Annotated in this window: 23 protein-coding genes and 1 tRNA gene; 14 read left to right on the top strand and 10 right to left on the bottom strand. The window is 62.0% G+C overall.

All coding sequences use genetic code 11. The annotated features are described in order from the left end of the window. Position 1: 1 nt before the first annotated feature. On the top strand, positions 2 to 775 hold the full coding sequence (locus AC07SI_RS06785) for a divergent polysaccharide deacetylase family protein (protein ID WP_106805403.1): 774 nt from the start codon (positions 2 to 4) through the stop codon (positions 773 to 775). A gap of 576 nt (positions 776 to 1,351) precedes the next feature. Here the strand turns inward: AC07SI_RS06785 and AC07SI_RS06780 are convergent. The 6 genes from AC07SI_RS06780 to hisB form a co-directional block, all read right to left on the bottom strand. Beyond that, positions 1,352 to 2,107, bottom strand: a complete 756-nt coding sequence (locus tag AC07SI_RS06780) for a substrate-binding periplasmic protein (RefSeq protein ID WP_282396777.1) — start codon at positions 2,105 to 2,107, stop codon at positions 1,352 to 1,354. Positions 2,108 to 2,173: 66 nt separating this feature from the next. After that, positions 2,174 to 2,944, bottom strand: coding sequence for an imidazole glycerol phosphate synthase subunit HisF (hisF, locus tag AC07SI_RS06775; RefSeq protein WP_065899801.1), 771 nt, complete (start codon positions 2,942 to 2,944; stop codon positions 2,174 to 2,176). A 79-nt stretch (positions 2,945 to 3,023) separates the two neighbouring features. After that, the gene (gene hisA, locus AC07SI_RS06770; protein ID WP_065899799.1) at positions 3,024 to 3,773 is read right to left on the bottom strand and encodes a 1-(5-phosphoribosyl)-5-[(5-phosphoribosylamino)methylideneamino]imidazole-4-carboxamide isomerase; all 750 of its coding nucleotides are present in this window, start codon (positions 3,771 to 3,773) and stop codon (positions 3,024 to 3,026) included. A 92-nt stretch (positions 3,774 to 3,865) separates the two neighbouring features. Then, entirely contained in the window at positions 3,866 to 4,126 is a 261-nt protein-coding gene (locus AC07SI_RS06765) for a DUF2164 domain-containing protein (protein WP_065899797.1), read from the bottom strand. Further along, complete coding sequence (hisH, locus tag AC07SI_RS06760; RefSeq protein ID WP_145159878.1) at positions 4,127 to 4,765, bottom strand: imidazole glycerol phosphate synthase subunit HisH; 639 nt, start codon at positions 4,763 to 4,765, stop codon at positions 4,127 to 4,129. Continuing rightward, complete coding sequence (hisB, locus tag AC07SI_RS06755; protein ID WP_017849940.1) at positions 4,765 to 5,358, bottom strand: imidazoleglycerol-phosphate dehydratase HisB; 594 nt, start codon at positions 5,356 to 5,358, stop codon at positions 4,765 to 4,767. Before hisB ends, hisH begins: the two co-directional genes overlap by 1 nt. Positions 5,359 to 5,619: 261 nt before the next feature. Here hisB and AC07SI_RS06750 point away from each other — a divergent pair, with 261 nt between their 5' ends. Together AC07SI_RS06750 and AC07SI_RS06745 are read left to right on the top strand one after the other, a co-directional pair. After that, complete coding sequence (locus AC07SI_RS06750) at positions 5,620 to 6,834, top strand: MASE1 domain-containing protein (protein WP_495005426.1); 1,215 nt, start codon at positions 5,620 to 5,622, stop codon at positions 6,832 to 6,834. Between the two features lie 45 nt (positions 6,835 to 6,879). Next, a complete protein-coding gene (locus tag AC07SI_RS06745; protein ID WP_495005425.1) occupies positions 6,880 to 8,217 on the top strand; it encodes an HdeD family acid-resistance protein in 1,338 nt (445 codons plus the stop codon). 58 nt (positions 8,218 to 8,275) lie between these two features. Here the strand turns inward: AC07SI_RS06745 and AC07SI_RS06740 are convergent, their stop codons facing one another. Beyond that, positions 8,276 to 9,937, bottom strand: coding sequence for an OFA family MFS transporter (locus AC07SI_RS06740; protein ID WP_065899784.1), 1,662 nt, complete (start codon positions 9,935 to 9,937; stop codon positions 8,276 to 8,278). Between the two features lie 326 nt (positions 9,938 to 10,263). On the opposite strand from AC07SI_RS06740, the gene AC07SI_RS06735 reads away from it, so the two are divergent. From AC07SI_RS06735 to AC07SI_RS06720, 4 genes are all read left to right on the top strand, one after another. After that, the gene (locus AC07SI_RS06735) at positions 10,264 to 12,474 is read left to right on the top strand and encodes an AsmA family protein (RefSeq protein ID WP_495005424.1); all 2,211 of its coding nucleotides are present in this window, start codon (positions 10,264 to 10,266) and stop codon (positions 12,472 to 12,474) included. Then, complete coding sequence (mutY, locus tag AC07SI_RS06730; RefSeq protein ID WP_065899780.1) at positions 12,471 to 13,538, top strand: A/G-specific adenine glycosylase; 1,068 nt, start codon at positions 12,471 to 12,473, stop codon at positions 13,536 to 13,538. The genes AC07SI_RS06735 and mutY overlap by 4 nt, the downstream gene beginning before the upstream one ends. Continuing rightward, complete coding sequence (locus tag AC07SI_RS06725; RefSeq protein ID WP_065899778.1) at positions 13,535 to 13,807, top strand: oxidative damage protection protein; 273 nt, start codon at positions 13,535 to 13,537, stop codon at positions 13,805 to 13,807. Before mutY ends, AC07SI_RS06725 begins: the two co-directional genes overlap by 4 nt. 103 nt (positions 13,808 to 13,910) lie before the next feature. After that, positions 13,911 to 13,986 (top strand) — tRNA-Phe (locus AC07SI_RS06720). A gap of 207 nt (positions 13,987 to 14,193) precedes the next feature. Here AC07SI_RS06720 and AC07SI_RS06715 read toward each other — a convergent pair. Both AC07SI_RS06715 and AC07SI_RS06710 read right to left on the bottom strand, forming a co-directional pair. Continuing rightward, positions 14,194 to 15,798 (bottom strand): ArnT family glycosyltransferase, encoded by a 1,605-nt coding sequence (locus tag AC07SI_RS06715; RefSeq protein WP_495005423.1) that lies wholly within the window; start codon positions 15,796 to 15,798, stop codon positions 14,194 to 14,196. Positions 15,799 to 15,885: 87 nt separating this feature from the next. Continuing rightward, positions 15,886 to 16,851: an arsenic resistance protein gene (locus AC07SI_RS06710; RefSeq protein WP_495005422.1), complete on the bottom strand. Its 966-nt coding sequence runs from the start codon at positions 16,849 to 16,851 to the stop codon at positions 15,886 to 15,888. A 170-nt stretch (positions 16,852 to 17,021) separates the two neighbouring features. Here AC07SI_RS06710 and AC07SI_RS06705 point away from each other — a divergent pair, with 170 nt between their 5' ends. Both AC07SI_RS06705 and AC07SI_RS06700 read left to right on the top strand, forming a co-directional pair. Next, positions 17,022 to 17,969, top strand: a complete 948-nt coding sequence (locus AC07SI_RS06705) for an alpha/beta hydrolase family protein (protein ID WP_495005421.1) — start codon at positions 17,022 to 17,024, stop codon at positions 17,967 to 17,969. Between the two features lie 4 nt (positions 17,970 to 17,973). After that, a complete protein-coding gene (locus AC07SI_RS06700; protein WP_065899769.1) occupies positions 17,974 to 18,381 on the top strand; it encodes a hypothetical protein in 408 nt (135 codons plus the stop codon). A gap of 83 nt (positions 18,382 to 18,464) precedes the next feature. Here AC07SI_RS06700 and gabP read toward each other — a convergent pair whose 3' ends face one another. Beyond that, the gene (gene gabP, locus AC07SI_RS06695; RefSeq protein ID WP_065899768.1) at positions 18,465 to 19,856 is read right to left on the bottom strand and encodes a GABA permease; all 1,392 of its coding nucleotides are present in this window, start codon (positions 19,854 to 19,856) and stop codon (positions 18,465 to 18,467) included. Positions 19,857 to 20,411: 555 nt separating this feature from the next. Between gabP and AC07SI_RS06690 the strand changes: the two genes are divergently transcribed. The 5 genes from AC07SI_RS06690 to AC07SI_RS06670 all read left to right on the top strand — a co-directional run bounded on the left by AC07SI_RS06690 (position 20,412) and on the right by AC07SI_RS06670 (position 24,617). After that, the gene (locus AC07SI_RS06690) at positions 20,412 to 21,185 is read left to right on the top strand and encodes an ABC transporter ATP-binding protein (protein WP_017138656.1); all 774 of its coding nucleotides are present in this window, start codon (positions 20,412 to 20,414) and stop codon (positions 21,183 to 21,185) included. Between the two features lie 13 nt (positions 21,186 to 21,198). Further along, positions 21,199 to 21,951, top strand: coding sequence for an ABC transporter substrate-binding protein (locus AC07SI_RS06685; protein WP_065899767.1), 753 nt, complete (start codon positions 21,199 to 21,201; stop codon positions 21,949 to 21,951). 74 nt (positions 21,952 to 22,025) lie between these two features. Continuing rightward, positions 22,026 to 22,721 (top strand): ABC transporter permease, encoded by a 696-nt coding sequence (locus AC07SI_RS06680; RefSeq protein ID WP_053253867.1) that lies wholly within the window; start codon positions 22,026 to 22,028, stop codon positions 22,719 to 22,721. Between the two features lie 38 nt (positions 22,722 to 22,759). Beyond that, on the top strand, positions 22,760 to 23,449 hold the full coding sequence (locus AC07SI_RS06675) for an ABC transporter permease (protein ID WP_058422651.1): 690 nt from the start codon (positions 22,760 to 22,762) through the stop codon (positions 23,447 to 23,449). Further along, on the top strand, positions 23,430 to 24,617 hold the full coding sequence (locus AC07SI_RS06670; RefSeq protein ID WP_495005420.1) for a methyltransferase: 1,188 nt from the start codon (positions 23,430 to 23,432) through the stop codon (positions 24,615 to 24,617). Before AC07SI_RS06675 ends, AC07SI_RS06670 begins: the two co-directional genes overlap by 20 nt. Positions 24,618 to 24,677: the final 60 nt, after the last annotated feature.

Below are 24,677 nucleotides of genomic sequence, written 5' to 3'. Positions count from 1 at the left end.
TATGCGCTTTGCCCTGATCCTCGCTGTGCTGTGCAGCCTGGCGGGAGTCGCTCACGCGGCCCCCGCCAGCGAGCCCCACAAAGCCTACCTGACCCTCATCATCGACGACCTCGGGCAAAACCTGACCCGGGATCGTCGCGTGCTGGCCCTGCCTGGTCCGGTCACCACCGCGGTCATGCCCGACACGCCCCACGCTGCCGAATTCGCCCGTGAAGCGCACAAGGCTGGCAAGATCGTGATCCTGCACATGCCCATGGACCCGGCCACCGGCCCGTTCGCCTGGCACCCCGAGCTGCCCATCGAAGAACTCGGCAAGCGCCTGGACGCCGCCTTCAAGGCCGTGCCGTACACCGCCGGTATCAACAACCACATGGGCAGCCGCATGACCGCCCAGCCGGCCGCCATGGCCTGGCTAATGGCCGAGCTGCAGCGGCGCAACAAATTCTTCGTCGACAGCCGCACCAGTGCGCAAACCGTCGCCGCCGCCGAAGCACAGAAGATCGGCCTGGCGCATGTCTCGCGAGACGTATTCCTCGACGATGAACGCACCGAAGCAGCAATCACCACGCAACTGCAAACCGCGATCAAGCTGGCGCACAAACAGGGTTCGGCGGTGATGATCGGCCACCCTTATCCACAGACCCTGGCGGTGCTGGAGCGCGAGCTACCCAAGCTCAAGGCCCAAGGGGTCGACTGGATTGATATCAAGCTGATGATCAGCGTGCGCGGTAACCAGGCGATGGCCGGGCACGGCAAGAATGGTATTTACCGCTGACGATCCACTGTAGGGGCTGGCTTGCCATTGATAGCGGGGCATCAGTCAGTGGCTTCAGTGACTGACCCAGCGCTTTCGCGGGCAAGCCCGCTCCCACATTTTTTGGGCGTGTTTAGGCTGCTGATTGGGTAGCGCAATCTGTGGGAGCTGGCTTGCCAGCGATGGCGGGGCATCAGTCAGTGGCTTCAGTGACTGACCTGGCGCTTTCGCGGGCAAGCCCGCTCCCACATTTTTGGGCGTGTTTAGGCCGCTGATTGTGTAGCGCAATTTGTGGGAGCCTGGCTTGCCAGCGATGGCGGGGCATCAGTCAGTAGCTTCAGTGACTGACCTGGCGCTTTCGCGGGCAAGCCCGCTCCCACATTTTTTGGGCGTGTTTAGGCTGCTGATTGTGTAGCGCAGTCGGTAGGAGCCTGGTTTGCCAGCGATAGCGGGGCATCATTCAGCAGCTTCAGTGACTGACCCGGCGCTTTCGCGGGCAAGCCCGCTCCCACATTTTTTGGGCGTGTTTAGGCCGCTGATTGTGCAGTGCAGTCGGTGGGAGACTGGCTTGCCTGCTCCCATAGAAGTGCTCGCCAGTTAAAGATAGTTCGCCATGATCTGGTCGACGACGCCGTCTTTACGCAACTGGTCCAGCGCGGCCTGCAGCTTGGCCACCAGTTCGTCAGGGACCTCCTTGTTCAACGCGAGGTAAAGCTGCGCACTGTTGAACCGCAGCACGGTCTTGAGCCCGGTCACACCGACCTGACGCGCCAGGTAACGCCCGGCAGGATCACCGGTGGCCCAGAGGTCGATCTGGCCATCCATGAGCTTTTGCGCGTTGTCCTGGTCGCGCAGTACCACCAGCGGGTTGAGCCCCTGTTTCTCAAGGGTCTCGGCGATCGCATCACCCTTGTAGGCGCCGATCTTGTAGCGGCGCGCGTGCTCCAGGTCGGTCAGTTGGATCTTGCTGTCAGCCTTGGCCAGCATCACCCAATCATCCGGGCCGATCGGGCCGACCCACTTGAACAGCGCTTCGCGGTCCGGCAGTCGCGCCATCACGAATACGCCGTAGCCAGGCTTTTCCAAGGCGAGTTTGTAGATTCGCTCCCAAGGGAAACGCAGCGTGAGGTTGTAGGAAATGCCGGCGCGCTTGAAGGTCTCGCGGACGATGTCCACGGCGATGCCTTCGATGTTTTCTTCCTTGGCGAAGTTCTTGCCGTTCTTGGCCATGTTGTAGGGCGGGAAATTTTCCGTCAGCAACACCAGGGCGGCGTCAGACGGTTCTTCAGCGTGGGCCGAACCTGCCAACAAAAGGGAAGTACTGGCGAGGGCGAGCAGCAGGGTCTTGAACATGAAGGCTACCGGAATCCATGGCAAGCGCAGAGAGTGCCGCGCGCCCGCCATGGTGTCCAGCGACGTTTAGCGAACGACGATACCGCGCGCTGCCATGTAGGCCTTGGCCTCGGGAACGGTGTATTCGCCAAAGTGGAAAATACTCGCCGCCAGCACCGCGCTGGCGTGGCCTTCGATCACGCCGTCAGCCAGGTGCTGCAGGTTGCCCACGCCGCCGGAAGCGATCACCGGAATGCCCAGCGCGTCGCTGATGGCGCGCGTCACGCCCAGGTCGAAGCCATTTTTCATGCCGTCCTGGTCCATGCTGGTCAGCAGGATTTCACCGGCGCCCAGGCCTTCCATCTTCATCGCCCACTCCACCGCGTCCAGGCCGGTCGGCTTGCGACCGCCGTGAGTGAAGATCTCCCAGCGCGGGGTTTCGCCCGGGGCGGAGACTTTCTTCGCATCAATGGCGACCACGATGCACTGCGAGCCGAAGTGCTGCGCGGCTTCGCCGACGAACTCCGGGTTGAACACCGCAGCGGTGTTGATCGAGACTTTGTCCGCACCGGCATTGAGCAGGTTGCGGATGTCTTGCACGGTGCGCACGCCGCCGCCCACGGTCAGCGGGATGAACACCTGGCTGGCCATGCGCTCGACGGTATGCAGCGTGGTGTCGCGGCCGTCGACGCTGGCGGTGATGTCGAGGAAGGTAATCTCGTCGGCACCTTGCTCGTCATAGCGACGCGCGATTTCCACCGGGTCGCCGGCATCACGGATGTTCTCGAACTTGACGCCCTTGACCACGCGACCGTTGTCGACGTCCAGGCAAGGGATGATGCGTCTGGCTAAAGCCATTGACTTAATCTCCGATTAAGAAGCTTCAAGCTACAAGCGGCAAGCTGGAGCAGGTGTGCTTTGACTTGCAGCTTTCAGCTTACGACTTGGAGCTGTTCGCGTAGGCATCGCAGTAAGCCTGGGCTTCGGCGACGTCCAAAGTACCTTCGTAGATCGCGCGGCCGGTGATGGCGCCGATGATCCCGGGAGCCTTGGCGTCCAGCAGCGACTTGATGTCGCCCAGGTTGTGAATGCCGCCAGAGGCGATCACCGGAATCTTGGTGGCCGCAGCCAGCGCCGCAGTGAACGGCACGTTGCAGCCCTGCATCATGCCGTCTTTGGCGATGTCGGTATAAACGATGGCGGACACGCCGTCGGCTTCGAACTGCTTGGCCAGGTCGATCACCTGCACGGTGCTGATTTCAGCCCAGCCGTCGGTGGCGACGAAACCGTCCTTGGCGTCCAGGCCCACGATCACCTTGCCCGGGAACGCGCGGCAGGCTTCGGCGACGAACGCCGGATCCTTCACGGCCTTGGTGCCGATGATCACGTAGCTCACGCCCGCCTTGACGTAGTGCTCGATGGTTTCCAGGGAGCGGATACCGCCGCCGATCTGGATCGGCAGGTTCGGGTAGCGCTTGGCGATCGCGGTCACTACTTCGCCATTGACGGGCTGGCCTTCGAAGGCGCCGTTCAAGTCCACCAGATGCAGACGACGGCAGCCACCTTCCACCCATTTGGCAGCCATGCTCACCGGGTCATCGGAGAACACGGTGGAGTCTTCCATGCGGCCCTGGCGCAGGCGTACACAAGCGCCGTCCTTGAGATCGATAGCGGGGATAATCAGCATGCTTTTTCCTTCGTCAAAAGAGTTGCGAGTTGCGAGCTATAAGCTGCAAGCAAGCACGCGTATCAATTCTTGCAGCTTGGCGCCTGACGCTCTCAGCTGCTCTTTTCAAGCGACCACAGGTCGCTTTCGATGCTTTCGAACCTTTCTTTAAGGAGCGTCTGCGTGTCGAAAATCGCCCTGTTGTAATAGTGCGGAGCCACTTCGGTGGTGAACAACTCAAGGATCTCGGCGACCTCGAACGAGCCCAGCTTGAGCTCGAAACGGTCTTCCATGAAGCGCTTGATCTTGAGGATCGCCTCACCCTCCTGCTCAGGCGTGAGGTTGAGCACCGGCAGCTTCGGCTTCTTGGCCATTTACCAGCGACCGTCCCAGGCGGCGAAGTTCTGCAGCAACTGCAGGCCATGGGTATGGCTCTTCTCCGGGTGGAACTGCACGGCAAACCGCGAGCCCTCGGCCAGCGCGGCGGCGAAGTCGACGCCATAATGCCCGCCACCCACCACCTGGCGCGGGTTACCGGCGGCGATGTAGTAGCTGTGCACGAAGTAGAAACGCGCCATGTCAGGGATTTCGTGCCACAACGGGTGGTCGACGGTGCGACGCACTTCGTTCCAGCCCATGTGCGGGACCTTCAGGTGTTCGCCGTCTTCATGCAGGTCTTTGCCGAAGAACTTCACCTGGCCTGGGAACAGGCCGATGCAGTCGACGCCGTCGTTCTCTTCACTGCTGTCGAGCAAGGCTTGCATGCCCACGCAGATGCCGAGGAACGGGCGATCCTGGCTGACTTCGCGCACCAGGCTGTCAAAGCCCAGGCGACGGATCTCGGCCATGCAATCGCGAATCGCGCCGACGCCCGGGAACACCACGCGATCGGCTTCGCGAATCACGTTGGCATCGCTGGTGATCAGCACCTTGCCGGCACCGACGTGCTCGAGGGCCTTGGCCACCGAGTGCAGGTTACCCATGCCGTAATCGATAACCGCGACCGTCTGCATTACAGGACGCCCTTGGTCGATGGCATTTGCCCGGCCATGCGTTCATCAAGCTCGACAGCCATGCGCAGCGCGCGGCCGAAGGCCTTGAACACGGTTTCGATCTGGTGGTGGGTGTTGGTGCCGCGCAGGTTGTCGATGTGCAGGCTGACCAGTGCGTGGTTGACGAAGCCCTGGAAGAATTCCTGGAACAGGTCAACGTCAAACCCGCCTACGGTGGCGCGGGTATAGGGCACATGCATCTGCAGGCCAGGGCGGCCGGAGAAGTCGATGACCACGCGCGACAACGCTTCGTCCAGCGGGACATAGGCGTGGCCGTAGCGACGGATGCCTTTCTTGTCGCCGATGGCCTTGGCAAATGCCTGGCCCAGGGTGATGCCTACGTCTTCCACCGTATGGTGGTCGTCGATATGCAGGTCGCCCTTGCTGACGATATCCAGGTCGATCAGCCCGTGACGGGCGATCTGGTCCAGCATGTGCTCAAGAAAAGGTACACCGATATCAAATCGGGCCTTTCCGGTGCCATCCAGGTTGATCGAGGCTTTGATCTGGGTTTCCAGAGTGTCGCGCTCGACGGACGCCTTACGTTCGGCCATCACCAGCTCCGCAAAATCATTGGGCGAAAAAGGCAGCCATTATAGGGGCGCGGGCGCTAAACAGAAACATCGGAGGGGATAAGACTGATGGAGTGTCGACGATAGACATGTGCATACAAGCAGGCGCCCCAACATGGTGCGCCCGAGGTATTTACTCGAATGCCCTCGGCGGCTTCGCTGTAACATGAACGCAACGTTTAAAACCTGATGAACTGAACAGTGACAATACCCAGAGTCTTAAGGCGCAGCGGCATTCTCCTCTTGTGGGCACTCACCTACTACGTGACCGGCGTCGCCTCGCTGGCCTTTGCTGATCCTGTCTCGGGCATGGCGATCATCTGGTTCCCGGCGGGTGTTTCGGTATCAGCCTTCCTCAGTTCGAAACGCGCACACTGGCCGCTGCTGTTCCTGGTGTTGCTGGCCGCGCGAGTGTTGCTGGATGAGCCAGGCTGGCAACACTTACCGGTCGCCGTGGCGCTTTCGGCCCAGGCGCTGGCGGGCTCGGTGGCGATTGCCTGGCTGGTTCGGCGCTTCGCCCGGCGTGGCGACGACCTGCACGCCATCGTGCTATGGCTGCTGGCAACCGTGGCCGTGTGTGGCGCCGAGGCATTGCTGAGGAAAGCCTGGCTGATGCTGGCCGGGGAGGCCTCGTCGCATACGCTGATGAGCAACTGGATGGCCGGCGTCAACGGCGTGTTCTTCGCGACCGTCGTGGTGATGAACGTACTGACCCGCAACCTGCGCGACGTCGCCCTCAGCGCGCGCGCGAAATGGGCCGGCGCCGTGTGCGTGGCGCTGCTGGCCGTGATGACCTGGTACGTGTTCGGCACGACGCCGCACTGGCTCACCGACATGCTGGACACCGACGCCGGTGCTGCGCTGTATTTCATCCTCACCTGCCTGCCCATCGCCCTCACCCTCGCCGTCTGCGTGACCTGGCGCAGCCCCGGTGGCTCGCTCGCGCTGCTGGTCCTGGGCAGTATCGTGGTCAATTACACCGATCAGCAGACAGGCCCGTTTTATGTGCCCGGCCTGCTGGAAGGTGAACCCTTGCTGCTTGCGCAAAGCTACCTGTCGATCACTGCTTTGCTGGTGGTCGCGATACGCCTGATGACCCAGGCAGCCAAGCCTTATGACCCGCAAAGCGGCCGCCTGGCGGGTGATGGCGTGATGTACCAACTGCACCCCGGCACGGGGGAAATCCTCTGGGACGACAATCTTGCAACGCTCCTGGATGTGAGCACCCTGCCACTGGGCACCGTGCAACAGGTCCTGGAACGCGTGCATCCCGAGGATCGCGACAAGCTCAAGCGCCACTGGACACCGGCCACCCACGCGCGCGCCGCCTCATTGGCGTTTCGCATAGACAAGGGCAACGGTGACTGGCTGACTCTTTATGACCAGAGCCCCGGCGCCCTGCGTGATGCGCACGGCCAAGTGATTGTCGGCAACTGGCAACCGAGTCGTTATGACTGACCCCATGACTATTGCCGACCCGCGCCTACCTGTACGAGTACCTTCATGATCCAGATTGCTTTACTGCTGTTCGGCGCAGAATTCGTCCGTTCCAAGTTCTGGTTTCTCGGCTTGGTCGGCATCGTCTGGGGCGCGCTGGGCCTTGGCGTGATGATTGATGGGCTGGATGGCGAGCTGTATTTCCCGCTGCGCGCGTTCGGGTTGATGTTGCTGCTCGAAAGCATTGTCACCCTGAGCGTGGCCGCCAGTGGCGTGGGCACTCAGCGGGCCGTGCTGTATTTCAAGGGCGGCATCTGCTTCTTCGTCGCGGTGCTGATTCTGGCCGACAAGGTCTACAGCAACCTGCTGCTGGCGATCATCTTCGGCTTCACCTACTTCGTGATCGGCCTGCTGACCATCACCTCGGCCTGGGTAGTGAGGTTCCCGCATTGGCGCACATCGCTGATCAGCGGCGGCGCGCAGGTGGTGTTTGCGGGGTTGCTCGTCAGTCCCTATCCGATTGCCAACAGTGCAACGGTGTCGTTTTTCCTCGGCGCGTTGATGATCGTCAGCGGCTTGAACACCGTGCGCATCGCGCGTCGCGTCCGGCGCCTGCGCCACGGCACCTCGACGTTCGAGTTGCTCGCGCCCAGGGACCTGCTGTCGGACTTCAAGAAGTTGCCGCCGCAAGCACCGCTCGAACAGGAGGAGCCCGAACCTGCCTGCAACGATCCGCTGGTGGTGCATATCTGGACACCGGAAGGCACCGCGAGCGCCACGACGATCCCGCGCCCGATCATCAACCGCTACATCGCAGCGGTGGATGCGCAAGGCGTGATTTCCACCGGGCATGCGGCCCTTGAACTGTCGCCCTCGGTGTACCTGAGCCTGTACCCGGTCGCCGACATCGATCGCTCGCCGTCAGAGTTTTTCCGCATCCTCAAGGCCACGCGCAACAACGACGTGCCCGGCACATTCCAGCCGGACTACGCCACCGAAGTCGCCAACTGGTGCGACTCAGACCGCAAGATCGTGTTTCATCGGTACAGCCGCAAGGCGCTGATTGAGTTCTCGACCCACTATCGCCAACAGGCCACCTACAACCTGACCTATCGCAACTGCTCGAGCAGCGTGGCATTTGCGTTGGAAGCCTCGATGGATGGCGTGCTGTCGGAGCGGTCCCGGCATTGGCGCTCGGTACTGCAGACCTTGCTGATGCCCGAGCTGTGGATCGCCGCGCAAGTGCGCAAGCGCGCCATGACGATGGCGTGGACACCCGGATTGGTAATGGACTATGCCCGCGCGTTGCGGGTGATTGTGCATCCGGTGCCGCAGCCATGGTTTCAACGGATTCCATGGCGCGGCACTGCGGCCAAGGCCGCGCCCGACAAGAAGCAGGACTAGCACGGCCGGATGCCCGGCCCCCCTCACCTTGCGTGAAAGGGCGCCGGGAAACTGCGTATCAGTGGAACAGTACCGCGGTCTTCTGCAGGGTCACCCACACACCCCACGCCAACGGAATACCCACCACCAGCCAGGCGGCGATCGCCAACGGCTTGCTGCCCGCAGACGCTTTCCACTCCAGCGACGTAGAGGCATCGGTACCTTTGTCATGACCCAGCGCCTGTTCGGCGGCCAGTTCGGCATCGGTCATGAAGTACTTGTCGGCCACCGGACGCACCAGCAGGTTGCAGAGGAAGCCCAGCACCAGCAGGCCCGCGAGGATGTACAAAGTGATGTCGTAGGCCGCAGCGCGATCCACGCCGATGCTCAACTGGTACTCACGCAGGTAGTTCACCAACACCGGGCCGAGTACGCCCGCAGCGGCCCAGGCGGTCAGCAGGCGACCGTGGATCGCGCCGACCATCTGAGTGCCGAACAGGTCGGCCAGGTAAGCCGGGACGGTCGCAAAACCACCGCCGTACATCGACAGGATGATGCAGAACGCGGCCACGAACAGCGCCACGTTGCCCAGGTGCCCCAGGTTCGGGATCAGCGCGTACAGGGCAAAGCCCAGGGCGAAGAACACGAAGTAGGTGTTTTTACGCCCCAGGTAGTCGGAGAACGACGCCCAGAAGAACCGACCACCGATGTTGAACAGGCTCAACAGACCGGTGAAGCCCGCGGCAATTGCCGCAATTGAAGCCAACTGACCGGCATCAAGCTGGCCGAATGGCACGTCCACACCCAGCAACTTGCCGCCGAAGACTTCCTGCAGCAGTGGCGAAGCCATGCCGAGGATGCCGATACCGGCGGACACGTTCAGGCACAGCACCAGCCACACCAGGCGAAATTGCGGGGTTTTCCACGCCACATTCACGTGCACGTGACGGTGGGTGATCATCGCGTTGCTGGCTTTTTTCGCCGGCGCGGTCCAGCCCTCAGGCTTCCAGCCGGTCGGCGGAACGCGGTACAGCAGCGCGCCGGCGATCATGAACACGAAGTAAATCGCCGCCATGACCACAAAGCTCTGCCACACGCCCACGCTGGTCGGCGTGGCAAAGTGGCCCATCAGCGCTGCCGCCAGGGGAGCGCCAACCATTGCGCCGCCGCCGAAGCCCATGATCGCCATGCCGGTGGCCATGCCGCGCTTGTCCGGGAACCACTTGATCAGGGTCGACACCGGCGAGATATAGCCCAGGCCCAGGCCGATACCGCCAATGACCCCGGAGCCGATCCACATCAGCCAGATCTGGTGGGTATAGATACCCAGCGCCGAGATCAACAGGCCGCCACACCAGCACAGGGCCGATACAACCCCGGCTTTACGAGGCCCGGCATGTTCCAGCCAGCCGCCCCAGATCGCTGCCGAGCAGCCCAGGAAAATGAAGAACAGGGTGTAGATCCAGCCCAGCATGGAGATGGGCCAGTCGCATTGGGACGAGAAGACTTGGGCGATGAACCCCATGTCCGGCGCACAGGCGACCGGCTTGGTGATGCCCAGCGCCTTGGACAGTGGCAGCCAGAACACCGAGAAACCGTAGGCCATGCCGATGCACAAGTGGATGGCCAGGGCGGCCGGTGGAACCAGCCAGCGGTTGAACCCGGGCTTGGCGATAATGCGCTCCTTGGACAGGAACGCAGGCTGTGCGGCAGTATGACCTGCTGCAGTGCTAGTGCTCATTGGTGTTTCCCCCAGTTGTTAGTATGTGTCCGTCAGGCGCTCTCTCCCTCGGCCTTGCACGCAAAGCGTTGGCCGTTGTTGTTGAGTAAAGCTCCTTTTAAGCGCGACGTTGTGTCGCAGAAGGCAGACGAACCTGCGCAGATTAGCACCTGTGGATGACAGAAAAACCAAACTGATATCACCTTTTTCAGGAAATCTGTTTTGTTTGACGCCAGAAACCCGTTCCCGCGCCCCTGGATACAATGTAACGATCCGCGAACTGACGCGGGCCGTCGGGCGTTATACTCTGCGGCTAAATTTTGAAATCGACATACAAGGACTCGCCCATGAAAGCGTTCGGCAAAATCCTGGGTCTGGTACTTCTCGGGCTGTTGCTGATCATTGTGGCTCTGGGCTTTGCCCTGACCCATCTCTTCGATCCCAACGACTATAAAGACGAGATTCGCCAGATAGCCCGCGACAAGGCCCACATCGAGCTGACGCTCAATGGCGATATCGGCTGGAGTTTGTTCCCTTGGCTCGGCCTTGAACTGCACGAAGCCAGCGTCGCGACCCTGACCAACCCGACTCAGCCGTTCGCCGACCTGCAGATGCTGGGCCTGTCGGTGCGCGTGCTGCCGCTGCTGCGCCGCGAAGTCCAGATGAGCGACGTGCGTGTCGAAGGCCTCAACCTGCGCCTCACCCGCGACAAGCAAGGCCACGGCAACTGGGAAGACATTGGCAAGAACGTGTCGTCGGCCAGCACCGGCGCACCCGCACCGACCGAGCAACCTGCCGAGACCGAGCCGGAAAAACCGTCAAAACCGATCCGCCTGGATATCGACAGTCTGACGGTCAACAACGCCCGCATCGAATACAACGATGAACAGACCGGCAAGCAGTTCAGCGCCGAAAGCATCCAATTGAGCGCCGGCGCCGTGCACGAAGGCGCGAGCATTCCGGTGAAACTCACCGCCTTCTTCGGCAGCAACCAGCCGGTGATGCGCGTCAAGACCGAGCTCAACGGCAACCTGCGCATCCAGCGCGCCCTCAAGCGCTACCAGTTCGAGGACATGAAAATCACCGGCGAAGCCACGGGCGAGCCGCTGCAAGGCAAGACAGTGACCTTCTCCACCCAGGGCCAGTTGCTGGTGGACCAGGCCGCGAATATCGCCGAGTGGACCAACCTGAAACTGTCGGCCAACCAGCTGCGCGCCTTGGGCGAGCTGAAGGTCAATGACCTGGACAAGACCCCGCAATTCAGCGGCGCGCTGTCCATTGCCCAGTTTGACCTGGCCAAGTTCCTCGACAGCGTCGGCCACCCGTTGCCGCCGATGGCGGACGGCAGCCTGAGCAAGGTCGAGCTGGTCAGCCGCCTCAAGGGCACGCCAAACAGCCTGGCGCTGGAAGACCTGAACCTGAAACTCGACGGCAGCACCTTCACCGGCCGCGTTGCCGTGGACGATTTCGCCAAGCAGTCGCTGCGGGTTCAGCTCAAGGGCGACACCTTCAACGCTGACCACTACCTGCCGGCCAAGTCCGACTCCGCCAAAGGCGCGAGTGCCGCCCGCCAGGCCGAAGTGCAGAACAGCGAAGCCGGGGCCATGGCCGCCGGTGGCACTACACCGCTGCCGGACGCGCCCACCAAAGGCGCCTGGAGCACCGACAAGCTGCTGCCGCTAACGCACCTGCGCACCCTGGACATAGACGCCGACCTCGCCTTCGGCCAGCTGACGCTGAGCAAGCTGCCGATCCAGAACGCGGCACTGAAAGCCTCCGGCGTCGACGGCCAACTCAAGCTGGACACCCTCAGCGGCGGTCTCTACAACGGCACGTTCCAGGCCAACGGCAACCTCGATGTGCGCCAGGACATTCCGGTCCTCGCGCTGCAAACGCATATCAAGCAGGTGCCGGTTGAACGCATCCTGCAGGCCCAGGGGCAGAACCCGCCGGTCAAGGGCCAGATCACCCTCGACAGCAACCTCAACGGCCGTGGCAACAGCCAGAAGGCGCTGATCGACAGCCTCAACGGTACCGCCAGCTTTGTGATCAACAACGGCGTGCTGCTCAACGCCAACCTCGAACAGCAACTGTGCACCGGCATCGCCCTGCTCAACCGCAAGACCTTGAGCACCACGCCCCAGGGCAAGGACACGCCCTTCCAGGAACTGCGCGGCAACCTGACATTCCGTAACGGCGTGGCCAGCAACCCCGACCTGAAAGTGCGCATTCCAGGGTTGACGGTCAACGGCAACGGCGACGTCGACTTGCGCGTACTCGGCATGGACTACCGCGTCGGCATCATCGTCGAAGGCGACCAGCGCGATACGCCGGACCCGGCCTGCCAGGTCGGCTCCAACTTCCAGAACATCGAAGTGCCGCTGCGTTGCCGTGGCCCGCTGGAACTGGGCGCCAAGGCCTGCCGCCTGGACAAGGACGGCCTGAGCCAGGTCGCGATCAAGGCGGCCGGCAACAAGCTCAGCGAGAAGCTGGAAGAGAAACTCGACAAGGTAAACCCGCAGTTGAAAGACGCGTTGAAAGGCCTGTTCAAACGATGAGAAACGAGCAGTTTTCAGAGGCCGTACTCAACTGGTACGACCGCCACGGTCGCCATGACCTGCCCTGGCAACAGGGCATCACGCCTTACCGGGTGTGGGTCTCGGAGATCATGCTGCAGCAGACCCAGGTGAGCACCGTGCTCAACTACTTCGACCGCTTCATGGCCTCGTTGCCAACGGTCGAGGCCCTGGCTGCCGCGCCGGAAGATGAAGTGCTGCACCTGTGGACCGGCCTGGGGTACTACACCCGGGCGCGCAACCTGCAAAAGACCGCGAAGATCGTCGTGGCCGAGTACGGCGGCGAGTTTCCCCGGGATGTCGAAAAGCTCACCGAACTGCCGGGTATCGGCCTGTCCACCGCCGGCGCGATTGCCAGCCTGAGCATGGGCCTGCGCGCGCCGATCCTCGACGGCAACGTCAAGCGCGTGCTGGCACGCTTTACCGCGCAGGAAGGCTATCCGGGCGAGCCCAAGGTGGCGAAGCAGCTGTGGGCCACCGCAGAACGCTTCACTCCGCATGACCGCGTCAACGCCTACACCCAGGCGATGATGGACATGGGCGCCACCCTCTGCACCCGCAGCAAGCCCAGTTGCCTGCTGTGCCCGCTGGAAAAAGGCTGCGAAGCCCACATGCTCGGCCTGGAGACGCGCTACCCGATCCCCAAGCCGCGCAAGAGCATCCCGCAGAAGCGCACGCTGATGCCCTTGCTGGCCAATGCCGAAGGCGAAATCCTGCTTTACCGGCGCCCATCCACCGGCCTGTGGGGCGGTTTGTGGAGCTTGCCGGAGCTGGACGACCTCACCGACCTGGAACACCTCGCCCACCAGCACGCGCTGGCACTGGGCAAACAGCAGGAACTGCCGGGGCTGATCCACACCTTCAGCCACTTCCAGCTGGCCATCGAACCCTGGCTGGTCCAGGTCGAGGAATCCGCCCATCACGTGGCCGAGGCCGACTGGCTCTGGTATAACCTCGCCACCCCGCCGCGCCTGGGCCTTGCCGCCCCGGTCAAGAAACTGCTGAAGCGCGCGGCCGACGTATTGAATGCAGGAGTGTCGTCATGACCCGCACCGTAATGTGCCGCAAGTACAAAGAACAATTGCCCGGCCTGGAACGCCCTCCGTACCCAGGTGCGAAAGGCCAGGACATTTTCGATCACATTTCCGCCCAGGCATGGGGCGACTGGCTGAAACACCAGACGCTGCTGATCAATGAAAAACGCCTGAACATGATGAACGCCGAAGATCGTAAATACCTGTCAGGCGAAATGGACAAGTTCTTTTCCGGCGAGGATTACGCCAAGGCCGACGGCTACGTGCCGCCTGCTCAATAATTGATCAAAAATCGGGGTCGGCACGTAAGCGACGGTAATAATTAAATATTTTTTGAAAACTTGCTTGACGACCCCCTGAAAAACCCGTTTAATGCGCCCCGTTGCCCAGATAGCTCAGTCGGTAGAGCAGGGGATTGAAAATCCCCGTGTCGGCGGTTCGATTCCGTCTCTGGGCACCACTATTAAGTTTCAGGTGGTGCAAATATCATCTGAAACACACAAGAAACCCGCCTAGTGCGGGTTTTTTGTTGCCTGCGATTTTTCGGTCTACCGAGGCGATTCAACATCGCCCCAAAGCATCGATCACCCTCCTCCACATCAGCGCCTTCCGCCCCTCACATGACCGGCCAACCACTCGACCGGCAGACGCATAGCCCGTCACTGACTCACTCCAGCAAAAACACCATCAGGGGATTATCGTTCAAGCGCCCCTCGAAGCTTGGCGCCAGATGTTCCAGGGGCGTGCCCTTGAGCAGCGCGGTTTCCTTGCGCGCCACGATAACCCACGCCGGGCGGGGCAGAGTGTCCAGCCGCGCAACGTCGGCGCCACCGACAAACAATGGCTGCTCGTCATGCTCCAGATTCATCATGTAGCGCACCGCCCAGGTGTCCCGACCGAGATTCACAAATACCAGCGGCCCCGGTTGCGCCGCGCGCAGGGCTTCCACCTGGCTGACAAACTGGCGGGTGTCGAACTGCAGGTCCTTGGCGGGCTCCACTACCGTCACCAGCACCAGCCACTGCGCCGCGAGTGCGAACACGCTGAGCCACACCAGCCGCCCTGCTCGCCGCCAGGCAAGCAGCGCCGCGACTTGCAGGATCACCAACCCACCGATCAACAACGGCAGCGAGACGCCAGGCCAGTAACCGTGTTTCTGCCAACTATGCCGACAGACAAACACGACAACCACGCACAACGCCGGCAGCGCCGCGACAAGCCCCTCGTAGCATCGGCGCACGCCAATCAGCCATCCTTGCGCCTGGAGCAGCCCATAGGCGGCGACAGCGGCAAACATCGGCACCATCGGCAGGATGTAATAAGCGCGCTTGAAGTGCGGCACCGACAACCCGAGCAGGATCATCAAGCCGCAGGCGCCGAGCCGCACGACCAATTGCACATCATCGTCGAAGCGCTGCGCCCAGTGCTGGCGCAGGGCAACCAGTGTGGCCAGCGCCAGGGGTACCACGGGGAAATAGCGGTACAGGCTCAGCTGGAAGTAAAAATAGAACGGCTCGCCGGTCTCATCGAGGCGCCCGCCCACCTGCATCTTGAACACCTCATCGGCAAACGCATCGCCGCCACTCAAGCGCGCGAGCTTGACCAGCAGCCACCAACAGGCCGCCAGCAACACCAGCCCGACGATGCCGTGGATCAACACCTGCTTGACCCGCTCTCCAGGCCGGGCCAGTGCCCAGTACACGCACACCACGCCACAGACTTCGATCAAGCCCAGCGGGCCGCGAATCGCAAAGCCGAGGATGAACAACGGGAATACGGCGAGATGGCGCCACCGCGAGCCGAGGCGCTCGCCGCTGTGCAGCAGGTAGAAACTGCCCAGGCACAACAGCGCGACCATTTGGTCCAGGCAAACCGAGCGCGACTTCTCCAGCAACTGGGTCGTCAGCAGGGTCAACAGCACGGTAAGCAGCGCCCAACTGCGACCGTACGGCACCAGCAGGCGATAGATCAGCGCCACCACCCCGGCCGAGGCCAGCGCGGTCGGCAGGATATTCGCCAGATGGTTGGGCGCGCCGAACAACCGGGCGAAGACAAAACTGAAGAACGTCGCGGTGCCGGGATAGTCCGCGTAGGGCTGCCCGTAGGTGGTGGGGAAAAGACTCGCACCATGGCGAAACATTTCCTGCAGGAAAAGCGCCCAACGTCCGTCAAACCCTTGCGGCTGCTGATCCCAGATGCCCAGGGTAAACAGCAACAAGGCAATCAGGAAAATGCCCAGGGATTCCATGCGAAAACGGTTGCGATGATCCATCAGTAGACCTGTCAGGTAGGGAGCGCCAACCTATGTTGCCGAGCGAGCCCCTGAATAGCGCCTGAACAAACCTGAACATTTGCGCTTTTACCGACCTGCGGGCCACACCGCTTTGGGAATCAGCCTAACGTAAATCAGCTCACCCACCAGTTCGACCAGGGTTTGCAGGATGACCGCCGTCGCCGCCAGCCCTCGCACGTCTTCCGGCAAGGCCAGCGCCAGGGGCAGCACCACCAGCGAATTACGCGTCGACGCGCTGAAGGTCACCGCCCGTGCCGTTGCCGCCGGCAGCGCGAACAGCCGCGCCGCCAGCGCGCCCATCAGCGGCGCCAGCACCAGGAAGCCGACATACACCGGGATCACCGGCAGCAGCAGGTTGATGTCGCGCACCACCGAGGTGATTTGCGAACCGATCACCACAAACAGCACCGCTGCCATCGCCGGCACCGGCAGCCACGCCCAGGCGCTGTTCCAGGCATTGATGAGCGACGATTTGCGCGCCAGCGACGTCGTGATCACCGCGAGCACCATCGGCAGCACAATCAACCACAGGAACGCCTCGATAAATGGCCCCGCCGCCACCACGACCTCGGACTGCGCGCCCAGCATGAAACCCAGGTACAGCGGCAACAGCAGCAACTGCAGCAGCAACAGCACCGGCGTCGCCGCCAGCATCAATCGCGCGTCACCTTTGCCGATGTGGGTGAACACCACCACGTAGTCGATACACGGCGTGAGCAACACCAGCAACGCGCCCACCAGCAACGCCGGGCGCTCCACCAGGCCACGCGTCAACGCCCACACCAGCAACGGCACCAGGATGAAATTGGCCAGCAGCAACGCCGCGAGGAAGCGCCTGTTGCCCAGGCCCTGACGCAGATCCAGAAAAGGGATTTGCAGGAACATGGCGTACATCAAGACCGCGATGGCAGGCGTGACCAGCGCACCCAATCCATGCCCCCAGGACGGCGCAAGCAGACCGAAGCCGACGGCCAGAATGACGGCGACGAAGTAGACCGGGATCTGGTTGTGCTCGAGGGTGTCGCGGGTCATGGACTGACTCCGGTTGATCAAAAGTTCGTAAGCCTAAGCACCCCAGGGGATAAGGTCGAGCATCGCAATAATTCCTGCGCCTGCGCCGGGCGAAATTTGTTAATTTCGGCTGACTACAAAAGCGCATGGGCCTTCCAGCCCACATCGAAGCGCAAGGATCGAGTCGACCTATGAACCTGCCCACCCGACCTGCCCCAGAAGCATTCCGCGAGCCCGCTGCCGACGGTTACCCTCTCGGCGGCTTCAGCTGGCGCCACGTCCGAACCGACCTGGCGCGCCCCGCCGTGATCATCAACGCCGCCACCTCGGTGCGCTGCCGCCATTACTCACGCTTCGCCGATTACCTGTTCGCCCACGGCTTCGACGTGATTACCTACGACTACCGAGGCATCGGCGAATCCCGCAGCGGTTCGTTGCGCGGCTTCAAGGCCTCGTGGTCGGATTGGGGCGCGCTGGATTTCGAGGCGATTCTGCGGCGGGTGCAGCGGGAGTTTCCGGGCCAGCCGATTGATGTGGTCGGCCACAGCTTCGGCGGTTGTGCAGCAGGGCTCGCCGCCTCAGGCGCGCTGATCCGGCGGATCGTCACGGTGGGCGCGCAGTTCGCCTACTGGCGCGACTACCAGGCGAGCGGGCGCTGGCGGATGTTTGCCAAGTGGCATGTGGTGATGCCGCTGGTCACGGCGCTGTGCGGGTACTTCCCGGGCAAGCGGCTGGGCTGGCTGGAGGACACGCCGGCAGGCGTGGTACGCGACTGGAGCACGCCGACGCCCAGATACGAAACGCGGCCCAGCGGTCGCGCGCTGGCGGGCTTGCCGTTCAGTCGTGTGAGCGCGCAGATCCTGGCGATCAGCATCACCGATGATCCGTTTGGCACAGTGCCGGCGATTGAGCGATTACTGGACTACTTCGACGGCAGCGAACGCACTCACCTGCGGATTGCGCCTGAAGATATCGGCGAAAAACAGGTCGGACATTTCGCGTTCTTTCGCAGCGAGTATCAGGATCGGCTGTGGCCGATTGCATTGGCGTGGCTGCAAAACGGCGAATTAACCGCAGATACCCTTGGGATTTCCCCCAACCTGCGCTTCAATACTCATCCCAGATCCTCAGGACGTTGAGCCCATGGCCTCGCCAAACAAGCAGCAAAAACGCGCCCAACGGGCAAAGGCCAAGGCCAAGCAGAACCGTACCCAGCGCGCCGTCGCGAGCAAGCCGGATGCGTTTGCCGGCGATGACAGCCGCATTGACCTTGAATCGGTGGATTTGACCGAACTGTTCGTCGAGATGCGCACAGCCGGCGAGATCAGCCAGCAGGCATTGTGTGCCGTGTTCCTGGCGCACCCGTTGCTGGCGCTGGTGCTGGAGCAGGAAGGCGAAGAGGAAGCCACCGACTTCATCCTGGCGGCACTGATCGAATATCGGCAGTGGGCCACGGACACCGATGATGAAGCGGCTGCGCTGGCGTGGATCGAATCGCCGCAGTTCCAGGCGGATTACCTCGCGGCCTCGCAGGCACTGACCCAACTCTGACTCTGTAGGAGCCGGCTTGCCGGCGATGGGGCCTTTGAAGACGCCATCGCCGGCAAGCCGGCTCCTACAGGCATTGGTGCAACCTAGCTAAGTGCTGCAGCGCCTACCCGCTGGGCCTTGCGACGGCTCGACACAAACAGCCCCGCCACGACCACCAGCAAGCTGAGGATACCGGTCGCGATGATCTCGACCCGGTGCGCTTCCTGGAACAGCATGATGGTCAGCGTGCCCACGATGAAGACCATCACTGCGTAGGTCAGGCCTGGGAACAGCCACATCTTGAACACAATCTTCTCGCCCGCCGCCGTGCGCTTCTGGCGCATGCGCAGTTGCGATACCGCAATCACCAGGTACACCAGCAACGCGATGGCACCGGAACTGGCCAGCAGGAACTCGAACACCGCCGCCGGGGCCACGTAGTTGGCAAACACTGCCAGGAACGCCGCGCCGGTCGACAGCAACACTGCCCAGTAAGGCGTGCCGCTCTTGTTGGTGCGCTTGGCGACTGCCGGTGCATCACCGCGACGACCCAGCGAAAACAGCATGCGCGAAGCGGTGTACAGCGCCGAGTTCAGGCAACTGGTCACAGCGACCAAGACCACCAGGTCGACGATCAGCTTGGCATTCGGGATGCCCATGCGCTCCAGCACGGTCTGGTAGGAACCTACGGCAGCCAGGGTCGGATCGTTCCATGGCACCAGCGACACCACGATGAAGATCGACAACAGGTAGAACAAACCAATCCGCCAGATGACCGAGTTGGTGGCCTTGGTGATTTGCTGGCCTGGGTTCTTCGATTCGGCGGCGGCGATGGTAACGATCTCGGTACCCATGAAGGAGAACATGGTGGTCAGGATCGCAGCCAGGACAGCGCCCATGCCGTTAGGCATAAAGCCTTGGGTGTCGAACAGGTGCGAAACGCCGCTGACCTGGCTGGTCGGCAGGAAGCCGAAGATCGCCGCGAGGCCGAGGATCACAAAGCCCACGATCGCCACGACTTTAATCAACGCAAACCAGAACTCGAACTCACCGTAGTTCTTCACGCTGAACAGGTTGGTCGCCGTCAGCAGCAAAGTGATGATCAGCGTAAAGGCCCAGATGGCCACATCCGGGAACCATGCATGCAGGATGGTCGCGGCGGCGTTGGCCTCCAAGGGGATGACCAATACCCAGAACCACCAGTACAGCCAGCCGATGGTGAAGCCGGCCCAATGGCCGATCGCGCGGTCGGCGTAGGTGGAGAACGAACCGGTGTCAGGCGAGGCCACGGCCATTTCGGCGAGCATGCGCATCACCAATACCACCAGCGTCCCCGCAGCGGCGTAGGCCAGCAGTACAGCAGGGCCGGCGGCAGCAATCGCGTGGCCGGAGCCGACAAACAAACCGGCACCGATGACGCCGGCAATCGACAGCATGGTGACGTGACGCGGTTTGAGCCCCTGTTCGAGGTCATTGGAGCTTTGCGTACTACTCATTGACACACCTTTACGAGGAATTGCGAAAACGGTCCGCCCGGCCTGAAATCTTTCTCGTGAAAAGAAACCAACAGGGCGTTCTTTATTTTTTACGCAAGATTTGCGCCAAAATGTTACAAGGCCGCGATTGACGCGGGCTGTAGGACGATTCAACAGCAATCGCAAGTCATTGAGAACAATGGCATTCCGCTATAGCGTTACCGTGCGACTCACTTCCAAGGCCACCCAGCGCACCAAAAACACACACAAAAAAGTACGTGACGCTCCATAAAAGGGCTGATAAGCACCGTTTGCCCGGTTAACCCTTCCAACACCCGCCCAAAGCTGGCACCATCGCGCCCTTTTTTACGCGAAGCCTGCGGTTTTACAGGTTCAAACGGTTGTTCGGTTGTTGATGGCGCGACACGCTGCTGTGCCGATGCGACACCCTGCCGCACACCGCCTGTTTACCGCCGGCCGCGCTGTTGGCTGCCATCAAGGCGCTATGCTAGCTTGGCGCCTCGCCAGGAAGGCGGCCCAACAGCAGGAACGCAATGAACACAATGAGGACCGCACATGGCCGAGGCCGCGCCCGCGCTTGAAATCCGCAACTTGCATAAACGCTATGGTGAGCTGGAGGTACTTAAAGGTATCTCGCTGACCGCTCGCGACGGCGACGTGATCTCGATCCTGGGTTCCTCCGGTTCCGGCAAGTCCACGTTCCTGCGTTGCATCAACCTGCTGGAAAACCCGCACCAGGGCCAAATCCTGGTCGCCGGCGAAGAGCTCAAGCTCAAGGCCGCGAAAAACGGCGAGCTGATGGCCGCCGACGGCAAGCAGATCAATCGCCTGCGCAGCGAAATCGGTTTTGTGTTTCAAAACTTTAACCTGTGGCCGCACATGAGCATCCTCGACAACATCATCGAGGCACCCCGCCGTGTGCTCGGCCAGAGCAAGGCCGAGGCGATCGAAGTCGCCGAAGCCTTGCTGGCCAAGGTCGGCATCAGCGACAAGCGCCACGCCTACCCCGCGCAATTGTCCGGCGGCCAGCAACAACGGGCGGCCATCGCGCGCACCCTGGCGATGCAGCCCAAAGTCATCCTGTTCGATGAGCCTACATCTGCGCTTGACCCGGAAATGGTCCAGGAAGTACTTAATGTGATCCGCGCGCTGGCCGAAGAAGGCCGCACCATGCTGCTGGTCACCCATGAGATGGGCTTCGCCCGCCAGGTGTCCAGTGAAGTGGTGTTCCTGCACCAGGGCCTGGTCGAAGAGCAAGGATCGCCACAGCAGGTATTTGAAAACCCGCTTTCGGCGCGCTGCAAACAATTCATGTCCAGCAACCGCTAACGGAGCAACATGCATGCAGAACTATAAAAAATTCCTTCTGGCCGCGGCCGTCTCGATGGCGTTCAGCGCCACGGCCATGGCAGAAACCTTGAAAATGGGGATCGAAGCGGCCTACCCGCCGTTCAACAATAAAGACGCCAGCGGCAACGTGGTCGGCTTCGACAAAGACATCGGCGACGCCCTGTGCGCCAAGATGAAAGTCGAAAAGTGCGAAGTGTATGTGTCCGACTGGGACGGCATCATCCCGGCCCTGAACGCCAAGAAGTTCGACTTCCTGGTGTCCTCGCTGTCGATCACAGATGAGCGCAAGCAGGCCGTCGACTTCACCGACCCGTACTACTCCAACAAGCTGCAGTTCATCGCCCCTAAAGCCACGACGGACTTCAAGACCGACGCCGCTTACCTGAAGGGCAAGGTCATCGGTGCACAACGCGCGACGTTGGCCGGTACCTACCTGGAAGACAAACTGCCGGAAACCACCGCCAAGCTCTATGACACCCAGGAAAACGCCTACCTCGACCTGACGTCCGGCCGCCTCGACGGGATGCTCGCCGACAAGTACGTGCAGTACGAATGGCTCAAGAGCAAAGACGGTTCCGCCTATGAATTCAAGGGCGACCCGGTGGTAGAAAGCGACAAGATCGGTATCGCCGTACGCAAGGGCGACCCGCTGCGCGAGCGCCTGAACAAAGCCCTGGCCGAGATCAAGGCTGACGGCACCTACAAGAAGATCAACGACAAGTACTTCCCGTTCAGCATCGAATGATCTGAACGGCCTGACCGGCGCGCCCCCTCGGGCGCGCCGGCTTTCAGCAATGCCTGCCGCGATATGAAAACACCATGAATTTCGATCTCTACGGATTCGGCCCGGCGCTCGCCGCTGGCGCGCTGATGACCGTCAAACTGGCGCTCACGGCCCTGTGCCTGGGGCTGGTGCTCGGCCTCGCCGGCGCCTTGGCCAAGACGTCCCCGTACAAGCCGCTGCAATGGCTTGGCGGTGCTTACTCGACCATCGTTCGCGGTATTCCCGAGTTGTTGTGGGTACTGCTGATTTATTTCGGCACGGTCAACCTGATGCGTGCCCTGGGGGAGTTCTTTGGCAACCCCGACCTTTCTTTAAGTGCCTTTGCTGCCGGGGTCATTGCCCTGGGCCTGTGCTTTGGTGCCTACGCCACAGAAGTATTCCGTGGCGCGATCCTCGCCATTCCCAAGGGCCACCGCGAAGCCGGTGTGGCATTGGGGCTGTCGAAGTTTCGCATCTTCACTCGCCTGATCATGCCGCAGATGTGGCGCATCGCTTTGCCGGGCCTGGGCAACCTGTTCATGATCCTGATGAAGGACACCGCGCTGGTGTCGGTGATCGGCCTTGAAGAAATCATGCGCCACGCGCAGATCGGCGTGACCGTGACCAAGCAGCCATTCACCTTCTTCATGGTGGCCGCCTTCATGTACCTGGGCCTCACCGTCCTGGCCATGACCGGCATGCACTTCCTGGAAAAACGCGCCGCCCGCGGCTTTGCAAGGAGCACCCAATGAGCGGCGACTACAGCTGGCTGGCGCATTTCGACCTGGGCCTGAACTGGGCCGTGATCATCAAGTGGCTGCCAAAATTGGCCCAGGGCGCGACCCTGACCCTGGAGCTGGTGGCCATTGCCGTGATCGCCGGCCTGCTGCTGGCGATCCCCCTGGGGATCGCCCGTTCCTCGCGCCGCTGGTATGTCAGCGCCCTGCCCTACGCCTATATTTTCTTCTTCCGTGGCACGCCACTGCTGGTGCAGCTGTTCCTGGTCTACTACGGCCTGGCCCAGTTCGACGCGGTGCGCAACAGCTTCATGTGGCCGTACCTGCGCGATCCGTTCTGGTGCGCCACGGCGACCATGACCCTGCACACCGCCGCCTATATCGCCGAGATCCTGCGCGGCGCGATCCAGGCCATCCCACCTGGCGAGATCGAAGCCGCGCGCGCCCTGGGCATGTCCAAGCCGAAGACGCTGTTCTACATCATCCTGCCCCGCGCCTCGCGCATCGGCCTGCCGGCCTACAGCAACGAAGTGATCCTGATGCTCAAGGCCAGCGCCCTGGCCAGCACCGTGACCCTGCTGGAACTGACCGGCATGGCACGCACCATCATTGCCCGCACGTACCTGCCGGTGGAAATCTTCTTCGCTGCCGGCCTGTTCTACCTGCTGATGGCCTACATCCTGGTACGGGGCTTCAAGCTGCTCGAACGCTGGCTGCGCGTCGATGCTTGCCAGGGACGTTGAGGCACGCTTTGCGGCGTTGGATGCGTTTCTGATCGAGCACCAGGGGCTGTGGAAACCACGCCCCTTCACGCATCGCCAGCTAGCCTGGGAAACCCGGCATCCCGACCTCGCCCAGTGGCTGCGTCAACGCTCGCTGGCCGATGCCGACGCCAGTCACAACCATCCCCACGACCTGGCCGCGCCTGCGCCTTTTCCACAGCTCGCCGAGCAAGCCCTGCAACTCAGCGCTGTGGATAAGTTGCCGACGCAGCCCCTGCACCCCGCCCGCCAGCGCTTGAACGTCGACGTGCCGGGTCGCAAGTGGGAACAAATCGAAGCCTTCGGCGCTGCGCTGCCGTTTGCACACACACCCCGGCACTGGCTGGACTGGTGTGCAGGCAAGGGCCACCTGGGTCGTCGCCTGCTGCAAACAGGCCAAACATTGACCTGCCTGGAATACGACCCGGCACTGATCGCCGCCGGCCAAGCATTGAGCGAGCATCACGGTTTGCCGGTCACCCATCGCCTGCAAGATGTGATGGCCGACGTGGCTATCGGCCCCGAACACACGCCCGTCGCCCTGCACGCCTGTGGCGACCTGCATGTGCGCCTGCTGCACCTGGCCAGCGCCGCCGGCTGCAAACAGCTGGCGCTGGCGCCGTGTTGCTACAACCGCTTCAGCGCCGACACCTACCAACCGCTGTCCACTGCAGGCCGTGCATCGCGCCTGCAGCTGTCGATCGATGACCTTGGCCTGCCGCTGAGCGAAACCGTTACCGCAGGCAAACGCGTGCGCTTGCAGCGGGACACGTCCATGGCCCGACGGCTGGGGTTCGATCACTTGCAACGCGAGCTACGAGGCCACGACGACTACCTGCCCACGCCGTCCCTGCCCGCCAGTTGGCTGGACAAACCCTTCGCGGACTACTGCCGGGAGCTGGCAAGCCGCAAAGGGTTATCCACAGGTGAGCAGGATTGGGTGGCGTTGGAGGCATACGGGTGGCGGCGTCTGGCCGAGGTCAGGAACCTGGAATTGGTACGTGGTCTGTTTCGGCGCCCGCTGGAAGTCTGGCTGGTGCTGGATCGGGCATTGTTTCTGAGTGAAAACGGCTACACGGTCGAAGTAGGCAGCTTCTGCGAACCGACTCTGACGCCGCGCAACTTGATGGTGCTCGCCGAGCGCGATTAAGGGGCGAAATTGTCGCACCCCAACCTGTGGATAACTCTGTTGATGAATTCTTTACGGAGC

It is taken from the genome of Pseudomonas sp. GW821-FHT05D12, from assembly GCF_059419825.1.
Note: the sequence above shows the minus strand (reverse complement) of the source record. Positions and strands in the feature narration are given on the sequence as shown.

What these genes read in the sequence shown, in the direction of transcription:
- AC07SI_RS06785 (WP_106805403.1), top strand. Translation starts at nt 2, where the DNA reads ATGCGCTTTGCCCTGATCCTCGCTGTGCTGTGCAGCCTGGCGGGAGTC.
- AC07SI_RS06780 (WP_282396777.1), bottom strand. Translation starts at nt 2,107, where the DNA reads ATGTTCAAGACCCTGCTGCTCGCCCTCGCCAGTACTTCCCTTTTGTTG.
- hisF (WP_065899801.1), bottom strand. Translation starts at nt 2,944, where the DNA reads ATGGCTTTAGCCAGACGCATCATCCCTTGCCTGGACGTCGACAACGGT.
- hisA (WP_065899799.1), bottom strand. Translation starts at nt 3,773, where the DNA reads ATGCTGATTATCCCCGCTATCGATCTCAAGGACGGCGCTTGTGTACGC.
- AC07SI_RS06765 (WP_065899797.1), bottom strand. Translation starts at nt 4,126, where the DNA reads ATGGCCAAGAAGCCGAAGCTGCCGGTGCTCAACCTCACGCCTGAGCAG.
- hisH (WP_145159878.1), bottom strand. Translation starts at nt 4,765, where the DNA reads ATGCAGACGGTCGCGGTTATCGATTACGGCATGGGTAACCTGCACTCG.
- hisB (WP_017849940.1), bottom strand. Translation starts at nt 5,358, where the DNA reads ATGGCCGAACGTAAGGCGTCCGTCGAGCGCGACACTCTGGAAACCCAG.
- AC07SI_RS06745 (WP_495005425.1), top strand. Translation starts at nt 6,880, where the DNA reads ATGATCCAGATTGCTTTACTGCTGTTCGGCGCAGAATTCGTCCGTTCC.
- AC07SI_RS06740 (WP_065899784.1), bottom strand. Translation starts at nt 9,937, where the DNA reads ATGAGCACTAGCACTGCAGCAGGTCATACTGCCGCACAGCCTGCGTTC.
- AC07SI_RS06735 (WP_495005424.1), top strand. Translation starts at nt 10,264, where the DNA reads ATGAAAGCGTTCGGCAAAATCCTGGGTCTGGTACTTCTCGGGCTGTTG.
- mutY (WP_065899780.1), top strand. Translation starts at nt 12,471, where the DNA reads ATGAGAAACGAGCAGTTTTCAGAGGCCGTACTCAACTGGTACGACCGC.
- AC07SI_RS06725 (WP_065899778.1), top strand. Translation starts at nt 13,535, where the DNA reads ATGACCCGCACCGTAATGTGCCGCAAGTACAAAGAACAATTGCCCGGC.
- AC07SI_RS06715 (WP_495005423.1), bottom strand. Translation starts at nt 15,798, where the DNA reads ATGGATCATCGCAACCGTTTTCGCATGGAATCCCTGGGCATTTTCCTG.
- AC07SI_RS06710 (WP_495005422.1), bottom strand. Translation starts at nt 16,851, where the DNA reads ATGACCCGCGACACCCTCGAGCACAACCAGATCCCGGTCTACTTCGTC.
- AC07SI_RS06705 (WP_495005421.1), top strand. Translation starts at nt 17,022, where the DNA reads ATGAACCTGCCCACCCGACCTGCCCCAGAAGCATTCCGCGAGCCCGCT.
- AC07SI_RS06700 (WP_065899769.1), top strand. Translation starts at nt 17,974, where the DNA reads ATGGCCTCGCCAAACAAGCAGCAAAAACGCGCCCAACGGGCAAAGGCC.
- gabP (WP_065899768.1), bottom strand. Translation starts at nt 19,856, where the DNA reads ATGAGTAGTACGCAAAGCTCCAATGACCTCGAACAGGGGCTCAAACCG.
- AC07SI_RS06690 (WP_017138656.1), top strand. Translation starts at nt 20,412, where the DNA reads ATGGCCGAGGCCGCGCCCGCGCTTGAAATCCGCAACTTGCATAAACGC.
- AC07SI_RS06685 (WP_065899767.1), top strand. Translation starts at nt 21,199, where the DNA reads ATGCAGAACTATAAAAAATTCCTTCTGGCCGCGGCCGTCTCGATGGCG.
- AC07SI_RS06680 (WP_053253867.1), top strand. Translation starts at nt 22,026, where the DNA reads ATGAATTTCGATCTCTACGGATTCGGCCCGGCGCTCGCCGCTGGCGCG.
- AC07SI_RS06670 (WP_495005420.1), top strand. Translation starts at nt 23,430, where the DNA reads ATGCTTGCCAGGGACGTTGAGGCACGCTTTGCGGCGTTGGATGCGTTT.